Source organism: Kribbella sp. NBC_01505, from assembly GCF_045040285.1.
Lineage (GTDB): Bacteria > Actinomycetota > Actinomycetes > Propionibacteriales > Kribbellaceae > Kribbella.
In genome coordinates, this window is the sequence record NZ_CP109425.1 from 446,937 (window position 1) to 464,325 (window position 17,389).

13 protein-coding genes are annotated in these 17,389 nt (G+C 67.5%); 5 read left to right on the plus strand and 8 right to left on the minus strand.

The window, feature by feature from the left end; genetic code table 11:
• Positions 1 to 21 precede the first annotated feature (21 nt).
• Positions 22 to 2,322 carry a protein translocase subunit SecD gene (gene secD / locus OG474_RS01810; RefSeq protein WP_405060395.1) on the minus strand — a complete coding sequence of 767 codons (2,301 nt, stop codon included), beginning with the start codon at positions 2,320 to 2,322 and terminating at the stop codon, positions 22 to 24.
• Between the two features lie 326 nt (positions 2,323 to 2,648).
• Here secD and OG474_RS01815 point away from each other — a divergent pair, with 326 nt between their 5' ends.
• A complete protein-coding gene (locus tag OG474_RS01815; RefSeq protein ID WP_405060396.1) occupies positions 2,649 to 3,821 on the plus strand; it encodes a S8 family peptidase in 1,173 nt (390 codons plus the stop codon).
• A gap of 25 nt (positions 3,822 to 3,846) precedes the next feature.
• Here OG474_RS01815 and OG474_RS01820 read toward each other — a convergent pair whose 3' ends face one another.
• Together OG474_RS01820 and macS are read right to left on the minus strand one after the other, a co-directional pair.
• Positions 3,847 to 4,482 carry a response regulator gene (locus OG474_RS01820; protein ID WP_405060397.1) on the minus strand — a complete coding sequence of 212 codons (636 nt, stop codon included), beginning with the start codon at positions 4,480 to 4,482 and terminating at the stop codon, positions 3,847 to 3,849.
• On the minus strand, positions 4,479 to 5,600 hold the full coding sequence (gene macS, locus OG474_RS01825; RefSeq protein WP_405060398.1) for a MacS family sensor histidine kinase: 1,122 nt from the start codon (positions 5,598 to 5,600) through the stop codon (positions 4,479 to 4,481). The genes OG474_RS01820 and macS overlap by 4 nt, the downstream gene beginning before the upstream one ends.
• A 229-nt stretch (positions 5,601 to 5,829) precedes the next feature.
• Here macS and OG474_RS01830 point away from each other — a divergent pair, with 229 nt between their 5' ends.
• A complete protein-coding gene (locus OG474_RS01830) occupies positions 5,830 to 8,199 on the plus strand; it encodes an immune inhibitor A domain-containing protein (protein ID WP_405060399.1) in 2,370 nt (789 codons plus the stop codon).
• A gap of 66 nt (positions 8,200 to 8,265) precedes the next feature.
• Here OG474_RS01830 and hflX read toward each other — a convergent pair whose 3' ends face one another.
• Positions 8,266 to 9,753, minus strand: a complete 1,488-nt coding sequence (gene hflX / locus OG474_RS01835) for a GTPase HflX (protein ID WP_405060400.1) — start codon at positions 9,751 to 9,753, stop codon at positions 8,266 to 8,268.
• A gap of 60 nt (positions 9,754 to 9,813) precedes the next feature.
• Positions 9,814 to 10,677 (minus strand): diaminopimelate epimerase, encoded by an 864-nt coding sequence (gene dapF / locus OG474_RS01840; protein WP_405060401.1) that lies wholly within the window; start codon positions 10,675 to 10,677, stop codon positions 9,814 to 9,816.
• Positions 10,678 to 10,817: 140 nt separating this feature from the next.
• Here dapF and OG474_RS01845 point away from each other — a divergent pair, with 140 nt between their 5' ends.
• Entirely contained in the window at positions 10,818 to 12,371 is a 1,554-nt protein-coding gene (locus OG474_RS01845; protein ID WP_405060402.1) for an FAD-dependent monooxygenase, read from the plus strand.
• Positions 12,368 to 13,726: an MFS transporter gene (locus OG474_RS01850; protein WP_405060403.1), complete on the plus strand. Its 1,359-nt coding sequence runs from the start codon at positions 12,368 to 12,370 to the stop codon at positions 13,724 to 13,726. Before OG474_RS01845 ends, OG474_RS01850 begins: the two co-directional genes overlap by 4 nt.
• On the opposite strand, the gene menC is transcribed toward OG474_RS01850, so the two are convergent.
• The 3 genes from menC to OG474_RS01865 are packed head-to-tail and all read right to left on the minus strand — an operon-like array spanning position 13,727 to position 16,171.
• Positions 13,727 to 14,836: an o-succinylbenzoate synthase gene (gene menC, locus OG474_RS01855; RefSeq protein ID WP_405060404.1), complete on the minus strand. Its 1,110-nt coding sequence runs from the start codon at positions 14,834 to 14,836 to the stop codon at positions 13,727 to 13,729.
• A gap of 10 nt (positions 14,837 to 14,846) precedes the next feature.
• The gene (locus OG474_RS01860) at positions 14,847 to 15,494 is read right to left on the minus strand and encodes a MurR/RpiR family transcriptional regulator (protein ID WP_405060405.1); all 648 of its coding nucleotides are present in this window, start codon (positions 15,492 to 15,494) and stop codon (positions 14,847 to 14,849) included.
• Positions 15,491 to 16,171 carry a GNAT family N-acetyltransferase gene (locus OG474_RS01865; RefSeq protein ID WP_405060406.1) on the minus strand — a complete coding sequence of 227 codons (681 nt, stop codon included), beginning with the start codon at positions 16,169 to 16,171 and terminating at the stop codon, positions 15,491 to 15,493. Before OG474_RS01865 ends, OG474_RS01860 begins: the two co-directional genes overlap by 4 nt.
• A 108-nt stretch (positions 16,172 to 16,279) precedes the next feature.
• Between OG474_RS01865 and OG474_RS01870 the strand changes: the two genes are divergently transcribed.
• Positions 16,280 to 17,386 (plus strand): M20/M25/M40 family metallo-hydrolase, encoded by a 1,107-nt coding sequence (locus tag OG474_RS01870; RefSeq protein WP_405060407.1) that lies wholly within the window; start codon positions 16,280 to 16,282, stop codon positions 17,384 to 17,386.
• The last annotated feature ends 3 nt before the right edge of the window (positions 17,387 to 17,389 follow it).

A 17,389-nucleotide genomic window follows, 5' to 3' on the forward strand; every position in this document is an offset into this window, starting at 1 on the left:
AGACACTGTCTATTCATCGGATCAGACGACGGCTCCGCGGTCAGGGGCGGCGTCCCGATCGACCTGGGCCCGCTTCGGGCGGGGCGGCGGGGCCGGGTAGCGGCGTTCGAGCTCGAGGAGCAGCGGCGCAGCGGTCAGGTTGGACGAGTAGGTGCCGACCAGGATGCCGAGCAGCAGCGCCAGCGAGAAGTCGCCCAGCGAGTCGCCGCCCAGGATCAGCAGGGCGGACAGGATGAACAGCGTCGAGATACCGGTGTTCACGGTCCGTGGCAGCACGTTGACGATCGCGGTGTCGATGACCGGTCCGAGGTTCTCGGTGGCTCGCGCGCTCCGGGTCTCGCGGATCCGGTCGAAGACGACGACCGAGTCGTTCACCGTGTAGCCGATGATGGTCAGGATCGCGGCGAGGAAGATGCCGTCGACCGGCTTCCCGGTCCAGGCGAAGACGCCGACCACGACCGCGACGTTCTGAACCAGCGCCAGCACCGCGCCCGCGCCGAACGTCCATCGGAAGCGTGCAGCCAGGTAGGCCAGCTGGGCGAGCAGCGCGATCCCGAGCGCGATCAGGCCCTTGTTGCGCAGCTCTTCACCGAGCGACGGACCGATGCTCTCGTTGCGAACCAGCTCGGCACTTCCACCGATCCGCGAGATCGACTCGCGAACCTTCTCCGCCTCGTCGTCCGAGATCGTCCCGGTCCGCACGGTGACGTTGTCGTTGTCGGTCGCCTGCACGATGGCGGTCGGATACCCGGCCTCGCCGACCGCGGCGCGCGCCTGGTCCGGCGTGATCCGCTGCGCCGTGCTGACCTCCAGCAACCGCCCGCCGGTGAACTCGATCCCAAGATTCAGACCCCGTACGACGACGCCCGCGACACCGACCGCGATCACGACGACGCTGATCAGCAGCCAACGCCGACTGTGACTCATCAGAGCCGGCCGACGATTCTCCAGCCAGATGCGCACTCGACCATGACCGTTGATGCCGCTCAGGCCGGGACGCTTCAGCACGAACTTCCGAGACACGAAGAACTCGGCCAGCACGCGAGTCACGACCAGCGCGGACAACAGCGACGCCAGCACACCGATGCTCAGCGTGACACCGAATCCACGCACCGGCCCGGCCGCCAGGAAGAACAACAGCCCGGCCGCGAGCAGGGTGGTGATGTTGGAGTCCGCGATCGCGGAGAACGCGTTCTGGAAGCCGCTGCGCAGCGAACGACGCAGGCCGTCCGTCCGCCCGCCTATGTGGTCTTCCCGGGCTCTCTCGAAGACCAGGACGTTCGCGTCGACCGCCATCCCGATCGCGAGCACGAAACCGGCCAGACCGGGCAGCGTCAGCGTCGCACCGAGCACGGTCAACGCGGCATACGACATCCCGGCGTACCCGATCAGGCCGAGCACGGCCATCAGGCCGACCAGCCGGTACACGAAGATGATGAAGATCGCGGTCAGTCCGAGGCCGATGATCGCCGCCTCGGCGCTGGCCCGGATGGCGTCCTTGCCGAGCGACGGGCCGACCGAGCGCTGGTCGATGATCTCGACCGGGACCGGCAGCGAGCCGCCCTCGATCAGCGCGGCCAGATCCTTGGCCTCGGCCTCGGTGAAGGAGCCGCTGATCGTGCTGGTGCCGCCGGCGATCCCCCTGCCACACAGCTGGTTCCCGCCGTCCGGGTCGACCTGCGGCGCACTGATCACCTCGTTGTCGAGGACGATCGCGACCTGCCGTTTGGGGGTGTTCACCGGCTCACAGGCGGCCTTGCCGGTGATGTCGGCCCAGATCTTGCCGCCGTCGCCCTTGAACTTCATCTGGACGAACCAGCCCTGGCCGACCTGCTGCGGGTCGATCATCCCGTCGGCGCCGCTGACGAGCTCACCCGTCATCGCCGGTTTGGCCAGCTGGAGGACACCTCCGCCGACGTCGCTGGGCAGCCAGAGCTCACCCTTGGCGGTCTTGGCCGGCTTCTCGGCGACCTGGTTCAGCACCTCGTGGAAGGTCAGCTGGGCGGTCTTGCCGACCACCTTCGCCGCCTCGCGCGGGTCCTGGACGCCGGGGAGCTCGACGATGATCCGGTTCTCGCCCTGGCGCGTCACGTTCGGCTCGGCGACGCCGAGGGCGTCGACGCGGCGGTGCAGCACCTGGGTGACCTTGTCGGTGATCTCCTTGGAGACCTTCACCTCCGGCGTGTCCTTGGCCTCCAGCACGATCTGCGTACCGCCGCGCAGGTCGAGCCCGAGCTCCGGCTTCGCGGTCAGGACGACGAACGTCGACAGGGCCAGTACGGCGAACGCGAGGACTCCGCGCACGAGGGACGACCGGTTCACTACAGCCTCCGGGGATGGGCACCCGCAGTACGGGTGTCGTGACACAGAGCAGTCACGGCAAGCGTGGACGCTCAGTGTACGGACACGGTTCAAGCCTTGGCGGAACAATCTCACAAGCGACCGCGTCGCGACTAGCACCGCTCTGGGGGTGAACAAACGGCCACCCCACGGCAGCGCTGTGCCATGACATCAGCGCACCCCAGAACTGATTGACGCGTCAGGTGAGCACGGCCTAACTTCTCCCCCACCCCGGTCCGTGATCGACTCCGGACCGACGGTGATCACCCCTCCGCCCCGGTGGGTGATGAGTTCCTGAGGAGGAACCCGTGCGTCGTACCGTCTCGCTGATTCTCGCCGTGGGCCTGGCCCCGGCCCTCGCCCTCGCCACTGCCGGTACCGCCGGCGCCGCCACTCCCGCCCCGGACCGGATCATCGTCCAGGTCGCCCCGGCGGAGCCCGGTGTCTCGGCCATCAAGGACACCTACATCGTCGAGCTGAAGAAGGGCATGAAGCTGAAGAGCGGTCTGGGGATCGCTCCGCAGCGTCAGTTCAGCACCGCCGTCAACGGCTTCAGCGCCAAGCTCACCGCCGCCCAGCTGAGCGCACTGCAGAAGAACCCTGACGTGGTCGCGATCTCGCAGGACGTGCGGATCGAGAACGCGGTCGACGCCACCCAGGCCAACCCGACCTGGGGCCTGGACCGGATCGACCAGCGCAACCTTCCGCTGTCGGCCTCCTACACCTACACCCGGACCGGCCAGGGCGTGCACGCCTACATCATCGACACCGGGGTCACCCCGTCACACCCGGACTTCGGTGGCCGCGCCACGTTCGACTTCAACGGCATCGACACCAACAACACCGACTGCATGGGCCACGGCACCCACGTCGCCGGCACCATCGGATCCAACACCTACGGCGTGGCGAAGGGTGTCCGTCTGCACGGCGTCAAGTGGCTGGACTGCAGCGGTGGCGGCACGGCGTCCTCCGCGATCGCCGCGGTGGACTGGGTGACCCGGAACGCGGTCAAGCCCGCCGTGGCCAACGCCTCGTGGAACTTCAGCGCGAACACCACACTGGAGAACTCGCTGCGCGCCATGATCAACTCCGGTGTCTTCCTGGCCGCCTCGGCGGGCAACACCGGCGGGAACTCCTGTGACCGGCTGCCCCGCAAGATCGAGACCGCGCTGGTCGTCGCGGCGTCGGAGCGCAACGACGCGCGGGCGTCGTACTCGAGCACCGGCGCGTGCGTCGATGTGTACGCCCCGGGCACGGACATCATCTCGACCCTGCGCACCGGCGGTACCGGCCCGATGAGCGGGACCTCGATGGCGACGCCGCACACCGCCGGTGTCGCGGCCCTCTACCTGCAGAGCAACACCACGGCCTCCCCGGCGACGGTGAAGTCGTACATCGAGACCAACGCGACCCCGAACAAGGTCACCGGTGGTGCGACCGGCGGTACGGTCAACCGCCTGCTGTTCACGAACGGCCTGTAAGCCAGCCCGGCGGCGTCCCCGAGGACTACTCGGGGGCGTCGATCCCGTGTTCGATCGCGTAGCGGACCAGCTCGGCCCGGTTGTGCAGCTGCAGCTTCCGTAGTGTGTTCTGCACGTGGTTCTCCACGGTGCGGTGCGACAGCACCAGCCGGGTCGCGATCTGGCGAGCAGTCAGCCCACGTGCGACCAGCCGGAGTACTTCGGTCTCCCGCTCAGTCAGATGCGGTACTTCGGGACCCGCCCCGAGCCGCCGGTACTCCCCCAGCAACAGTCCGGCCAGCCCAGCGCTGAAAACCGCGTCCCCTTCGGCAGTACGCCGTACTGCGTCGTCGAACTCGTCCAGCGACGCCGACTTCACCAGATACCCCGACGCACCGTTCTTCACAGCAGCCAGTACGTCGTTCTGTTCCGCACTGGCCGATAAAACGAGCACACGGGTGTCGGGCAGCGCCGCTGTGATCTCCCGCGTCGCATCAACCCCGGACCCATCCCCCAGCTGCAGGTCCATCACCACGACATCCGGCCGGGTCGCCAGTGCGATCTTCACCGCACTATCAACGTCCTGAGCGGTCGCGCAGACGTCGTACCCACGACTGCCGAGGTCTCGCGCCACCCCTTCGCGCCACATCGGATGGTCGTCGACGATCATCACTCGGGTCATGCTCGGTCCACCTTCAGCTCCCACTCGGTTCCTTCGCCTGGCGCGGTACGGACGGTGGCGGTGCCACCCAGGTCGGTGATGCGGCCGCGGATCGACTCGCTCACACCGAGGCGTCCGTCGACTCGGGCCTGCTCCAGCTGGGCGACCGTCGTACCGATGCCATCGTCGCGGATCGACACCAGCACTGCGTCGTCGAGGTCCTCGACGACCACCCAGCTGCGTGCCTCGCCCGCGTGCTTCGCAACGTTGCTGAGGGCCTCCTTCACCGCGGCGACCAGTTCGTCGGCCGCAGCGGACGGTAGGAGGACGGGTACGGCCGGTACCACCACATCGACCTTAGTGGTTGCCAACGGCAACAACTGACTGCACAGGTCTGTCCGGCCGCCCTCTACTGCCACTGGACGAGCGGCCATCAAGCTGCGCAGCGCAACCTCCTGCTCAGCGGCCATCCGGGCCAGCTCCACCGCCTCACCACCGATGTCGTTGCCACGGCGCTGAACCTGGGCCAGCACCTGCATGACTCCGTCGTGAATCGACCGACTGAGCCGCAGCCGCTCAGCGGTAGCGCTCTCGGCCGCGATCGCCTCCCGCAGCCGGTCCCCGGCTCGCCGCATCGTGGAGGCGGCGTACCCGACGACCAGTCCGGCGACGAGCAGCAGCTGGACGTTGCTGAGGACGTTTGCCGCATGGTCGACCCCCCGTAGCGACAGCAGCACCAGGCTGATGGCCGCTGCGCCCAGCAGACCTCCGTCTCGACCACGTGAGATCGCCAGCGCCAGCACCGGGCCGGCTACCCAGACCGAGGTCAGTACGGAGGCACCACCGCGGATGTGGATCAGCGGCTGCGCGAGGAGCGTGGCGTACATACAGGCGGCCGTGATGATCAGGTCGGCAAAGGCCAGCCGGGTGTTCCGGCGTCCCCAGCGCCGGCTGTAGCCGATCGACGAGACGATCGTCCAGACCCCCATGATCACCAGCTGCAGGATGGCACCGGACGGCCGGACGATCCCGTCCCAGCGGATCCAGACACCGAAACAGGCGAAGCCGAAGGTGATCAGCCGGAACACGACCAGCGCACGCCACAGCGGCTGCAGCAGGTCGACCGAATCGCGTTCCACCGGCACAGTCTGTCAACAAGCCGGTCCGGTGCGACCGAGGCGTCGTACTCGGCTGTTTGAGTAAGACCACTCATGGTGCAGGTTTCCCCGCACGTTTACCGGTTTTTTCCGCCATCTGCTTCCGAAGGCCCCGGATTTCACCGTACTCTCGCGCAAAACACGCTCGGGGGAGCTACGAACACGTCGCGTCACCATCGCGACGGAGTCGAGAAAGCTATGGAGGGGAATCGTGCGCAAGCTACCCGCTGGGCTGTTCAGCCTGGCCTTAGCGGCGACCGCCGGGCTCGGATGGGCCCAGGCCGGAAACGCCGTGACACCGCCTACCAGCGCGACCGCGCCGACCGCCAGTGAGGTCGCGCCGGGTCCGGACGAGCTGTCCAACCCGCTCGAGGAGAAGCGCCGTGAGCTGCGCCAGGAGGCGCTCACCAGCGTGCTGAGCGGCAAGGCCACACCGGAGCTGCGCAACGGCAGCAAGGTCGTGAAGGTCGGCACCAAGGCCGCCGGCGTCAAGGGCGTCAAGAACAAGTCCGGCAAGGTCGACCAGTACGTCGAGCTGAGCCGGGAGAAGAGCGACAAGATCTTCGTCGTGCTCGCCGAGTTCGGCAACGAGCGGCACCCGAGCTTCCCCGACGTCGACACCTCGCCGAACTTCCCCGGCCCGGCGACCTGGGACGGGCCGCTGCACAACGCGATCCCGGAGCCGGACCGCGCGGTGGACAACAGCACCGTCTGGCAGGCCGACTACAGCCAGAAGTACTTCCAGAACCTGTACTTCGGCAAGGGCAACTCGGTCAAGAAGTACTACGAGAAGCAGTCCTCAGGCCGGTACTCGGTGGACGGCATGGTCACGGACTGGGTGAAGGTCAAGTACAACGAGGCCCGCTACGGCCGCTCGAACGGCAACCCCTGCAACGCCAACAACTGCAACAACGTGTGGGCGCTGATCTCGGACTCGGTCAACCAGTGGGTCGCGGACCAGAAGGCCAAGGGCCGGACGACCGCGCAGATCAAGGCCGACCTGAAGTCGTTCGACGTCTGGGACCGCTACGACTTCGACGGTGACGGCAACTTCAACGAGCCGGACGGCTACATCGACCACTTCCAGATCGTGCACGCCGGTGGCGACCAGGCCGACGGCGACCCGTGGCAGGGCGAGGACGCCGTCTGGTCGCACCGCTGGTCGGTGCAGTACCCGGGCGGTCCGACGGCCAACCCGCGCGGTGGCTCGCAGATCGGTGACACCGGCCTGTGGGTCTCCGACTACACGATCCAGCCGGAGAACGGCGGGGTCAGTGTCTTCGCGCACGAGTACGGTCACGACCTGGGGCTGCCGGACCACTACGACACCTCCGGTGCCGCTGTCGAGAACAGCGTGAACTGGTGGACGATCATGGCGCAGAGCCGGGTCGGCAAGCCGACCGACGGCGGCATCGGCGAGCAGGCGGCCGACATGGGCGCCTGGGACAAGCTGCAGCTGGGCTGGCTGGACTACGAGATCGTGGCCGCCGGTCAGAACCGGACGCTGGAGCTCGGTCCGCACGAGTACAACTCCAAGAAGGCCCAGGGCCTGGTCGTGACGCTGCCGAAGAAGCAGGTCACGCATGACCTGGTGGCTCCGGCCGCCGGCGCCAAGTCGTGGTGGAGTGGTCAGGGCAACGCGTTCACCCACACGATGAACCGTCAGGTCACCCTCCCGGCCGGTGCGGCCGCGAGCCTCACCTTCCAGGCCAACTGGGACATCGAGGACTGTGGACCCGACCCGTGTGACTACGCCTACGTCGAGGTGAACGACGGCACCGGCTACAAGCCGATCGCCGGCAGCATCACCAAGGCCGCCGAAGGCAACGGCATCGACGGCACCAGCACCGGCTGGGTCCCCGCCACGTTCGACCTGTCGGCGTACGCCGGCAAGACGGTCGGACTGCAGTTCCGCTACGCCACTGACCCGGCCGCGGGCGGCAAGGGCTTCTTCGCCGACGACATCAAGGTCACCTCGGGTACCACCGCGGTGGTCAGCTCCGGTGCGGAGACCACGCCGGACGGCTGGGCCCTCAACGGCTTCAGCACGGTCGGTGCGACGTACACGAGCCAGCACGACAACTACTACCTCGCGTCGCACATCAACTACGTGGACTACGACGCGAACCTGAAGACCGGCCCGTACAACTACGGCTTCGGCAACACGGCGCCGGACAAGGTCGAGCACTTCCCGTACCAGGACGGGCTGCTCGTCTGGTACTGGGACACCTCGCAGGAGGACAACAACACCAACGAGCACCCCGGTGCGGGTCTGGTGCTGCCGGTAGACAGCCACCCGGTCCCGATCAACCGCCTCGACGGCCAGCTCTGGCGGCCGCGGGTCGGCGGGTACGACGCTCCGTTCGGCCTCGAGAAGGCGGACAACGTCACCCTGCACATCAACGGCTCCGCCAGCTACATCCGTGGCCAGGACGCCGTACCGACGTTCAACGACTCCAAGCCGTACTGGTTCGCCGAGCAGCCGATGGCCGGCGTCAAGGTCCCGAACAACGGCGTCAACATCAAGGTCGTCTCGCGCACCGGCACCTCCATCAAGGTGCAGGTCTCGAAGCGGAAGTAGTCACCTGACCTGAGACAAGAACAACCCCCGAGGAGCTGATCCTCGGGGGTTGTTTCTTGTGGTCTGTCAGGCCACCGCGTACGGCGTCAGGTCGCCGGCCAGGGCCGGGTGGACCCGGGCGGTGACCCGGGTGCCGTCGGCGGTGTGCTCGAGTTGCTCGACGGAACCTTCGGAGTGGATGCGGGACACCAGGTCGCCGCGGTCGTAGGGCAGCAGCAGATCCAGTGAGATGTGCGGCTGCGGCAGCGCGCCTTCGAGGATGTCGCGGAGCTTGTCCATGCCTTCGCCGGTCTTGGCCGACACCACGACCGCGCGTGGCTCGCGGGTCAGGATGGTGGCCAGGACGAGCGGGTCGGCGGCGTCAGCCTTGTTGATCACGATGATCTCGGGGACGTCGAGGGCGTTGATCTCGCCCAGGACCTCCCGGACCGCGTGGATCTGCGACAGCGGATCCGGGTGCGACCCGTCGACGACGTGCAGCATCAGGTCGGCGTCCCCGACCTCCTCCAGCGTCGAGCGGAAGGCCTCGACGATGTCGTGCGGCAGGTGCCGGACGAAACCGACCGTGTCGGTCAGGGTGTAGACGCGGCCGTCGGCCGTCGTGGTCCGCCGGGTGGTCGGGTCCAGGGTCGCGAACAGCGCGTCCTCGACTAGTACGCCGGCGCCCGTGATCCGGTTGAGCAGCGACGACTTGCCCGCGTTGGTGTAGCCCGCGATCGCGACCGACGGGATCAGGTTGCGGCGACGCTCCTGACGCATGGTCGAGCGGGTGCTCTTCAGGTCCTTGAGCATTCGGCGCAGCTTGGCGATCTTGGTGTTGATCCGGCGCCGGTCGGTCTCGATCTTGGTTTCACCAGGACCACGACCACCGATACCGCCACCGGCCGCACCGACGCGGCCACCGGCCTGGCGGGACAGATTGCCACCCCAACCACGCAGGCGCTGCTTCATGTACTGCAGCTGGGCCAGCTCGACCTGAGCCTTGCCTTCCTTGCTCTTCGCGTGCTGCGCGAAGATGTCCAGGATCAGCGCGGTCCGGTCGACCACCTTGACCTTGAGCTTGTCTTCGAGGTTACGCAGCTGCGCGGGGGCCAGCTCACCGTCGGCGATCACCGTGTCCGCACCGGTGGACGCGACCAGGTTGCGCAGGTCGGCCACCTTGCCGGAACCGATGAAGGTCGCGGCATCCGGCTTCTTCCGGCGCTGGATCACTCCGTCCAGCACCTCGGAACCGGCGGTCTCGGCGAGCAGCTTCAGCTCGGCCAGCGAGTTCTCGGCGTCCTCGGCACTGCCTTCGGTCCAGACGCCGACCAGCAGCACCCGCTCCAGCAGCAGCTTGCGGTACTCGACCTCGCTGATGTCGGTCAGCTCGGTCGACATCCCGACCACGCGGCGGAGCGCCTGGCGCTCCTCGAGCTCAAGGCCCTCGGTAGTGCCCTCGCGGTCGTCGTCGTAGTCGTCGTGACCCGTCAACGAAGCGCCGGAGTCATCGCCCTGAATCAGGTCGGTTTCGACGTCGGAGGTCTCTTCGTATGCGTTCGATTGGGTCGTCATATACCTTCCATGTTGGCACGGGCCCCCAGTACAGGCGACCCGTTTACCGACGTCAACGCCTCAGCGGCTGCCTGAATTCCCGTTCAGCCACGAGCGGTCGAAGTCTCCACGAGCGTGCAGAACCGCCGGACCGGTCAGTTCCAGGTGGTTGTCGGCCCGCCAAGTCACCGTCACCTCACCACCCGGTACGCCGACGAGGTAGGTGACTGGGAGCGCCTGACCGGCCTGTTTCGCCGCTGCCACGGTCACTGCGCAGGTCCCCGTCCCACAGGACCGGGTCTCCCCCGAACCACGTTCATGGACGCGCATGTCCACGTCATGCGGACCACGCCGTACGACGAACTCCAGGTTGACGCCGTGCGGGAACGCCTCTTCCGGGGACCAGCTCGGCTGGTCGCACAGGTTGCCGGGCTCGCTCAGGTTGTCGATAAAGGCCACTGCGTGCGGATTGCCCATGTCGACGTGCAGAGCCGGCCACTGGTGGCCGTTGGCGGCTACGACCACTCCGGCCGGGCCAGGCAGCGTGGGCTCGCCCATGTCGACAGTGAGCGTGCCGTCGTCGTTCTGGGTGACCTCTTTGACGCCTGCGCGCGTACCGACGCGGACCGGCTTGTCGTCGATCAGTCCGGCGTCGGCGAGGTAGCGGACGAACACCCGGACGCCGTTGCCGCACATCTCGGCGATCGACCCGTCGGCGTTGCGGTAGTCCATGAACCAGTCGCCGCCGTCCTCGACGTACGGCTGGCTGGTGCCTTTGAGGACCCGCAGCACGCCATCTGCGCCAAGACCCGCGTGGCGGTCGCAGAGGAACCGCACCAGCTCCGCATCCAGCTCCCCGTGGACGGTGCCATCGGGGTCGGGAAGGATCACGAAGTCGTTCTCCGTGCCGTGGCCCTTCAGCCAGGGGAACGTGGTGCCGGTCATGAGGTCCCCTTTCTGGACTGAGGAGCGGAGGGAGCGAAGCGACTGGAGTGACGAGGGAAGAAAGGGAACTAGACCTCAGGACCTGCCGCGCGGAGCGTGGCAATGGATACTGTCATGACGTCATCGTACGGTGTGGGGTTATGGAGCTGATCGCCTACTTCTGGGAGCAGGAGGACGCCGAGTCGGTGGCCGCGCAGCTGGACGGCACCGTACGGCGGGAGCGGTTCCAGGGAGAGGATGACGACGAAGACCACCCGTGGGTCGTCGTACTGGGGGCGGTGGACCGCGAGGCACTGGACGCACTGCTGGCCGAGTACGACGGTTGGCTGGAGACTGCGGTCGCCGAGCCGGTAGCTGCTCCCCCACCGCCCCTGCCCAGTGGGCCTAAGCGGTTCAAGAAGGGTGTGAACCCTTCAGCAGGCGCTTGGCGTGGTCCTGCTATGCAGACCACACCTCTTCGCTGGGAAGCCGATGTAGTGATCGTCGGGGGCGCTGTCGGCGGTGCCAGTACGGCGCATGCGCTGGCCACGCTCGGAGTGTCCTCCATCGTGCTGGAGCGGACCGCAACCTTCCCGGAGCTCAACCGCGGGGACATCCTGCAGCCACTGTCGCTGGGACTACTTGAGAAGTGGGGCGTACTGCCTCATGTGAAGGCTATGGGCGGCTATGACGTCGTTGCCTCGGGCTTCTACCACCGTGTGCACGGATTCCTCGGCGAGTGGGGTTTCGCCGACCTCGACATGCCGCATCCGCATCAGACCGTCTTGCGGCATACAAACCTGCACCGCGCCCTGTACGCCGCTTTCGCATCGCACGGTGAGCTGGTGTCGGTGCAACGCGGTGCGCAGGTCTCTTCGCTGCTCTTCGATGACAGTGGCATGCGGGCGCGCGGAGTGGCCGGCAGAATCGGCGGCGTACCGTTCGAGGCCGTCGGAAAGGTCGTAGTGGCAGCCGATGGCCCTGCCTCGCGGATACGCAAGGCAATCGGCATCGGGTACGACCAGCGCCACACGTACGACCACGCGTACCTGATGCCCACGTGCCCGCGTCCGAACGTGCCAGAGCTCGAGCATCGCAACATGCGGTACGTCGGTGCGGACGGACTCACCATGCTGATTCCGTTGGACGGCGGTCGCGAGGTGCGGGTGCCGTTCCAGATCCCACTGGCCGAGGAGACGTACTGGCGCGCACTGGAACCACAGGAGCTGTGGCAGCGCATGGTGGAGCGCGCACCGGTCCTGGGTAGCGTGCCGGGCCTGATCGAGGGTGGCATGCACATCTACCGCATCCACCTCGGTCATGCGGAGCGTTATGTGAAGGCCAACGTCTGTCTGGTCGGTGATGCGGCACATGTGGTTCCGCCGACGCTGGGCCAGGGGATGTTCATGGCCATGCTGGACGCCGACATCCTGGCGGCTGTCATCCGGCGCGGCCTCGACGACGGTGACCTCGTCGGTGGGCTTCAGCTGTACGACGAGCTGCGGCGCCCGGCCAACGAGATCGTGCTGGCGGCCTCACACGAGCAGACGCTGGTTCAGACCGCCATTGGGCCCGAGGTGGATGCGCATGTACTGCGTGACTTCGCCTGGCTGTCCGATCCGGTGCAGCGTCGTGCTGCCGCCGAGCGCATCTCCGGGATGCTCAACAAGACGGCTGAGCAGCTCGGGATCCTCTCGGGCGGTGTGCGTCAGTGACCACCGTCGAACTCCGCAGCGCAGAGATCGCAGCGCGCATCGACCGGTTGCCGGCGTCCAGACTGGTCGTCCGGGCCCGGCTGATCATCGGTGCGGTCACGTTCTTCGACGGCTTCGACCAGCTGCTGATCGCCTATGCACTGCCTGCCTTGCGGACTCAGTACCACCTGGACACCGCAGCGACGACGTTCACCATCACTGTTGGCGCTGTGGGCATGCTGATCGGTGCGTTGCTCACCGGTGGGCTGGCGGACCGGTTCGGTCGGGTGCGGGTCGTCATGTGCTGCCTGGTGCTGTATTCGTTGAGCAGTCTGCTCGCCGCGTTCGCACCGGGGATCGGATGGCTGCAGGGGGCCAGATTCCTGCAGGGCATCGGGATCGGCGGCGAAGTACTGGTGGCGGCGACCTACATCAGCGAGATCATCGGTCCGAAGGCCAGGGGCAAGTTCGTGCTGCTGTACGAGCTGGCGTTCGTCGGTGGGCTTGCTATGGCTTCGCTGGTGTCGGCCTGGGTGGTACCGGCGTTCGGCTGGCGCATTCTGTTCACAGTGGGCGCTCTGCCGTTGGTGCTCGTGGTTCTGCTCCGGACCGTGCCGGAATCGCCGCGGTGGTTAGCTACGCGCGGCCGGCTGGACCAGGCCGATGAGGTGGTGAGTCGATTCGAGACTGCGGCGCATCAACAGTTCGGTCCGCTGCCGGAGGTGGCGCCGATCGCGTCCACACTTACTGCGGGGCGGGCGAGCGTGTGGGATCTGTTCCGCGGCCGCTACCTGCGCCGTACCGTCGTGGTCTCGGTGCTGTGGTTCACCTCGTTCCTGGTGAACTACGGACTGGCCTCCTGGCTGCCGACGATCTACACGAAGGTCTTCCACCTCGATGTGAGTACGGCGCTGGTCTACAGCATGGTCACTACGGTCGCTGGGTTGATCGGTGCGATCGTGATCGCCACAACGGTCGACCGCTACGGCCGCCGTACCGGACTGGTCGTGGGACTACTCGGTGGAGCGGTGATCCTTGGAGCGGCGGCACTGGTCGCGCCGGCGACCGCTCTGGGCGTCATGGTGTTCGTATCGGCGGCCGCGCTCTTCATCTACGCGGTCAACCTGGCGCTGAACCTCTACGGCCCCGAGCTGTACCCGACGCGATCCCGCGCGGCCGGTGCGAGCATCGGTGGCGTGTTCGCCCGGCTCGGTGTGATTGTCGGGCCGATCGTGACCGGAGTAGCGGTCGGCGCCAACGGCGGGATCGCCCCGGTCTTCGGCGTACTGGCGGTGGCGAGCATCATCGGCTGCCTCACCGTCGCGCTCTTCGGGATCGAGACCGCTCGCCGCTCATTGGAAGACGTGTCACCGTGATCAGGCTCGCAGCTCGGAGCTGACGACCGTGTTCTGGGCGATGAAGTCGGTGTCGACCTCGTGACCCAGACCTGCGGTCGTCGGGACCTGTACGACGCCTTGCGTGGCGACGACGGGTGGCGTGATGACGTCCTGGGCGTAGTACTTGGCGGAGGCCGAGACGTCGGACGGGAGTGAGAAACCGGGCAGGCTGGAGAGCGCTACATTCGCGGCCCGGCCGATCCCGAATTCGTGCATGCCACCGCACCAGACCGGGATCCCCGCCTCGTGCGCGAGGTCGTGCGCGGCCCGGGCCGCGGTGAGGCCGCCCATCCGGGAAACCTTGATGTTGAGAACGCGGATCGCTTGCAGAGAGAGCGCTATCTCGAGATCTTCGAGGGTCTCGACGCTCTCGTCCAGGCAGATCGGGGTCGCGATCTCGCGCTGCAGCTTCGCGTGGGCGAGCAGGTCCCGCGGGGCGAACGGCTGCTCGATCATCGTCAGGCCGAACTCGTCGAGCGCCCTGAGCTGATCCGACTGGTCCGCGGTATAGATGCCGTTGGCATCGACATGGAGATCCAGGTCGGGGTGTGCGGAGCGGACCGCGCGGACCGGTTCGACGTCCCAGCCCGGGGCGATCTTCAGCTTCACACGCGGGTAGCCGGCGGCGAGATGGCGGCCGACCTCGGTGAGCAGGGCGTCGATGCTCGGCTCGATACCGAGCGAGACGCCGGCCACGACCTCGCTCCGGGTCCCGCCGAGGGCGGTGGCCAGCGGGGTGCCGTTGATGGTTGCCCAGAGCACCCATCCGGCCGTGTCCAGGCCGGACTTGGCGAACTGGTTGCCGCGCACCTTCGCCCACAGCCGCGGCAGCTCCTCAGGCCGATCCCATTCCTTGCCGAGGATCGCGGGCACGAGATAGCGCTCTGCGATGTGCCAGCAGGACTCGACGGTCTCGGGTGCGTAGAACGGATCGGACGGCGAAGCGATCTCGCCCCAGCCCACCGCGCCCGAGGCATCGATCAGCTCGACCAGGATGTGGTCGAGCATGCTCTTGCCGTGCGAGCTGGTGCGGAACTCGTGCACCAACGGCAACCGCACCCGGTGCAGACGGGCGGCGACGATCTTCATTGGAGTCCTCTCAACTGACATACAGACCGAGCTCGGTATTCAGGCGATCGCGCTCTCCGAGGCGACGCCGGGCGCCCTTGGCGCTGGCCGTGGTGAGCGTCGCGAGCACGTGCAGGACGGCGGCGATCACGGTCGGCGAGTCGACGTACGACGCACTCCCCGTCGCGACGTAGATGCACTGGTCCGCGACCGCGGCCAAGGGAGCGTCCTCGAAGTCGGTGACCACGACGAGTTCGCCGCCGGCCGCCTTGAACGAGCGCGCGATCTCGACCGTGTCGCGGCGGTAGCGGCGCAGCGAGAACGCGACCATCAGGTCGTTCGCCCGGACATCGGACAGTACGTCGACCGCCCGCACCACCGTCCCGTCGACGAGCGTCACCTGGGACAGGCCCGCGCTCAGGTCGAAGGCGAGCAGCGACGCGTAGGAGAACGATTTCGCCGACCCGACCACGAACCGCCGCCGTGCCGCCACGATCCGGGCCGCCGCCAGCGCGATCGAGTCGTCGGCCAGGATCTTGTCGAGCGCCTCCTCGATCGACGCCCGCTCCTGCTCGATCACCCGGCGCTGCAGCATGGTCGACGACCGCCGTTGCAGCCGGGCGTCGTACCGGTCCTGGGGGCTGGAGAGTTCGCGGTTGCGCTGTTCGTCGCCGGTCATGCAGGAGATCCAAACAGGTATGACGCGGTGCCGTCACCGGTACGGCGGATCCCGGTCGCGACCAGCCCCTTGGCGAACAGCTCGGCGAACTCCTCGCGCACCCGAGTGATCACGAGCTCGGTGACGGAAGCGCGATCCGCGGGGATCTCGATCCGGGCGACGGGAACGCGGTCCACAGCTGGTACGGCGGCCTGGCCGGGCGCGAGGTCCCATTCGACGACCAGGCGATCGGTGCCGGGGCCGTAGAGGTCGGGGGTGTACCAGCGGGCGCGGGCGCCGAGGACGTTGAGGTTGAAGTGGGCGTTGCGGAGCTGGAAGGGGTCGTAGGTCCAGCGCATCCGGGTCATGCCGTGGGCGAGGGCGACGTCGCGCTGGGCGTACTTGAGCATCCGGCCGAGGCCGCGGCCCTGGAGGTCGGCGGCCACGACGGCTGATTGGGAATAGTGGTAGAGAGCGCTCTCTGATGTTCCCGGGAAGCCATAGGCGAAGGCGACCAGGCGGTCGATCGCGTCCAGGATGCCGACCACGGATCCGCCGTTCCCGGCCAGGGCGGCGAGCAGGCGAGGGTTCACGCCGTGGTCCGGCTGCTGGTAGCCGAACACTTCGCGGTAGAGCGCGGCAGCGTCGGCGTACTGCGCCGGAGTGTCCAGCGAAACCGCTCGGAAGTCGTCGGCCACGATGCGCTCCTCTCGAAGATACGGAACGGATCATGTCCGCAGTACGAGTAAAACTCCTCGCGATCAAGCTAGTCAATCCTCGATCGAATGATGATACGTTCCCTATCCATGACCCTCCCGCTCATGATCGATCGCCTCCGCAGCTATGTCGAGGACGAGACGCCGACCGGTGACGCCGCGGCGCTGAACGCGTTCGCCGACCGCCTCGTCCAGCGGTACGCCGACCTCGGTGGCACCGCCCGCCGGGTCGCGGCCGCCACCGGTGACCACGTGGTCGCCGACTTCCCCGGCCGGGGAGCGCTCTCTGATGCCGCCCCGGTGCTCTTCCTGGCGCACCACGACACCGTGTGGCCGGTCGGGCAGCTCGCCGGCGCGATGCCGTGGCGCATCGAGGACGGGATCATCCACGGGCCCGGCGTGTTCGACATGAAGGGCGGGCTGGTGATCCTGGAGAGCGCTCTCGAGGCTGTGTCCGGATCAGATCATCGGCCGGTCCGGGTAGTCGTGGTCGCGGACGAGGAGGTCGGGTCGCCGACCGCGCGGGAGCTCGTGACGGCGCAGTCGACCGGGGTGGTCGCGGCATTCGGGTTCGAGCCGCCGCATCCGAACGGCGACCTGAAGACCTCGCGGTGGGGCAGCACGCGGATCCGGATCACGATCACCGGCCGCGAAGCGCACGCGGGACTGGACCCGGAGAGCGGTATCTCGGCGATCGACGAGCTCGTCGATCAGCTGATCGCGGTGCGTTCGGTCGTGGCCGGGAACAAGCAGGTCCTCTGCAACGTGGGCACGATCGAGGGCGGCGGCCGGACGAACGTGGTCGCCGGTTCCGCGTGGGCGGATGTCGGGTTCCGGTTCCTCGACCCCGAGACCGAGAGCGCCGTACTGGAGGCGGTGCAGGCCCTGCCCGCTATCCGGGCAGGCGCCGTCGTCGACGTACAGGTGATGTCGAACCGCCCGGCCTGGCAACCGTCCCCCGCCACAGCCGAGCTGCTCGCCAAGGTGATCGCGACCGGAGAGTCGATCGGTCAGCAGGTTGGTGGTGCGGCCGCCTCAGGCGCCGCAGACACCAACCTGACCGGCTGGCTGGGCGTCCCCACCCTCGACGGCCTGGGCCCGATCGGCAAAGGCGCCCACGCCGTCCACGAACAAGCAGTAGCCACCACCCTCACCGACCGAGCAACCCTCGTAGCAGCCATCATCACCACGATCTGACAG

What these genes read in the sequence shown, in the direction of transcription:
- OG474_RS01820 (WP_405060397.1), bottom strand. Translation starts at nt 4,482, where the DNA reads ATGACCCGAGTGATGATCGTCGACGACCATCCGATGTGGCGCGAAGGG.
- menC (WP_405060404.1), bottom strand. Translation starts at nt 14,836, where the DNA reads ATGAAGATCGTCGCCGCCCGTCTGCACCGGGTGCGGTTGCCGTTGGTG.
- OG474_RS01860 (WP_405060405.1), bottom strand. Translation starts at nt 15,494, where the DNA reads ATGACCGGCGACGAACAGCGCAACCGCGAACTCTCCAGCCCCCAGGAC.
- hflX (WP_405060400.1), bottom strand. Translation starts at nt 9,753, where the DNA reads ATGACGACCCAATCGAACGCATACGAAGAGACCTCCGACGTCGAAACC.
- OG474_RS01845 (WP_405060402.1), top strand. Translation starts at nt 10,818, where the DNA reads ATGGAGCTGATCGCCTACTTCTGGGAGCAGGAGGACGCCGAGTCGGTG.
- OG474_RS01870 (WP_405060407.1), top strand. Translation starts at nt 16,280, where the DNA reads ATGACCCTCCCGCTCATGATCGATCGCCTCCGCAGCTATGTCGAGGAC.
- dapF (WP_405060401.1), bottom strand. Translation starts at nt 10,677, where the DNA reads ATGACCGGCACCACGTTCCCCTGGCTGAAGGGCCACGGCACGGAGAAC.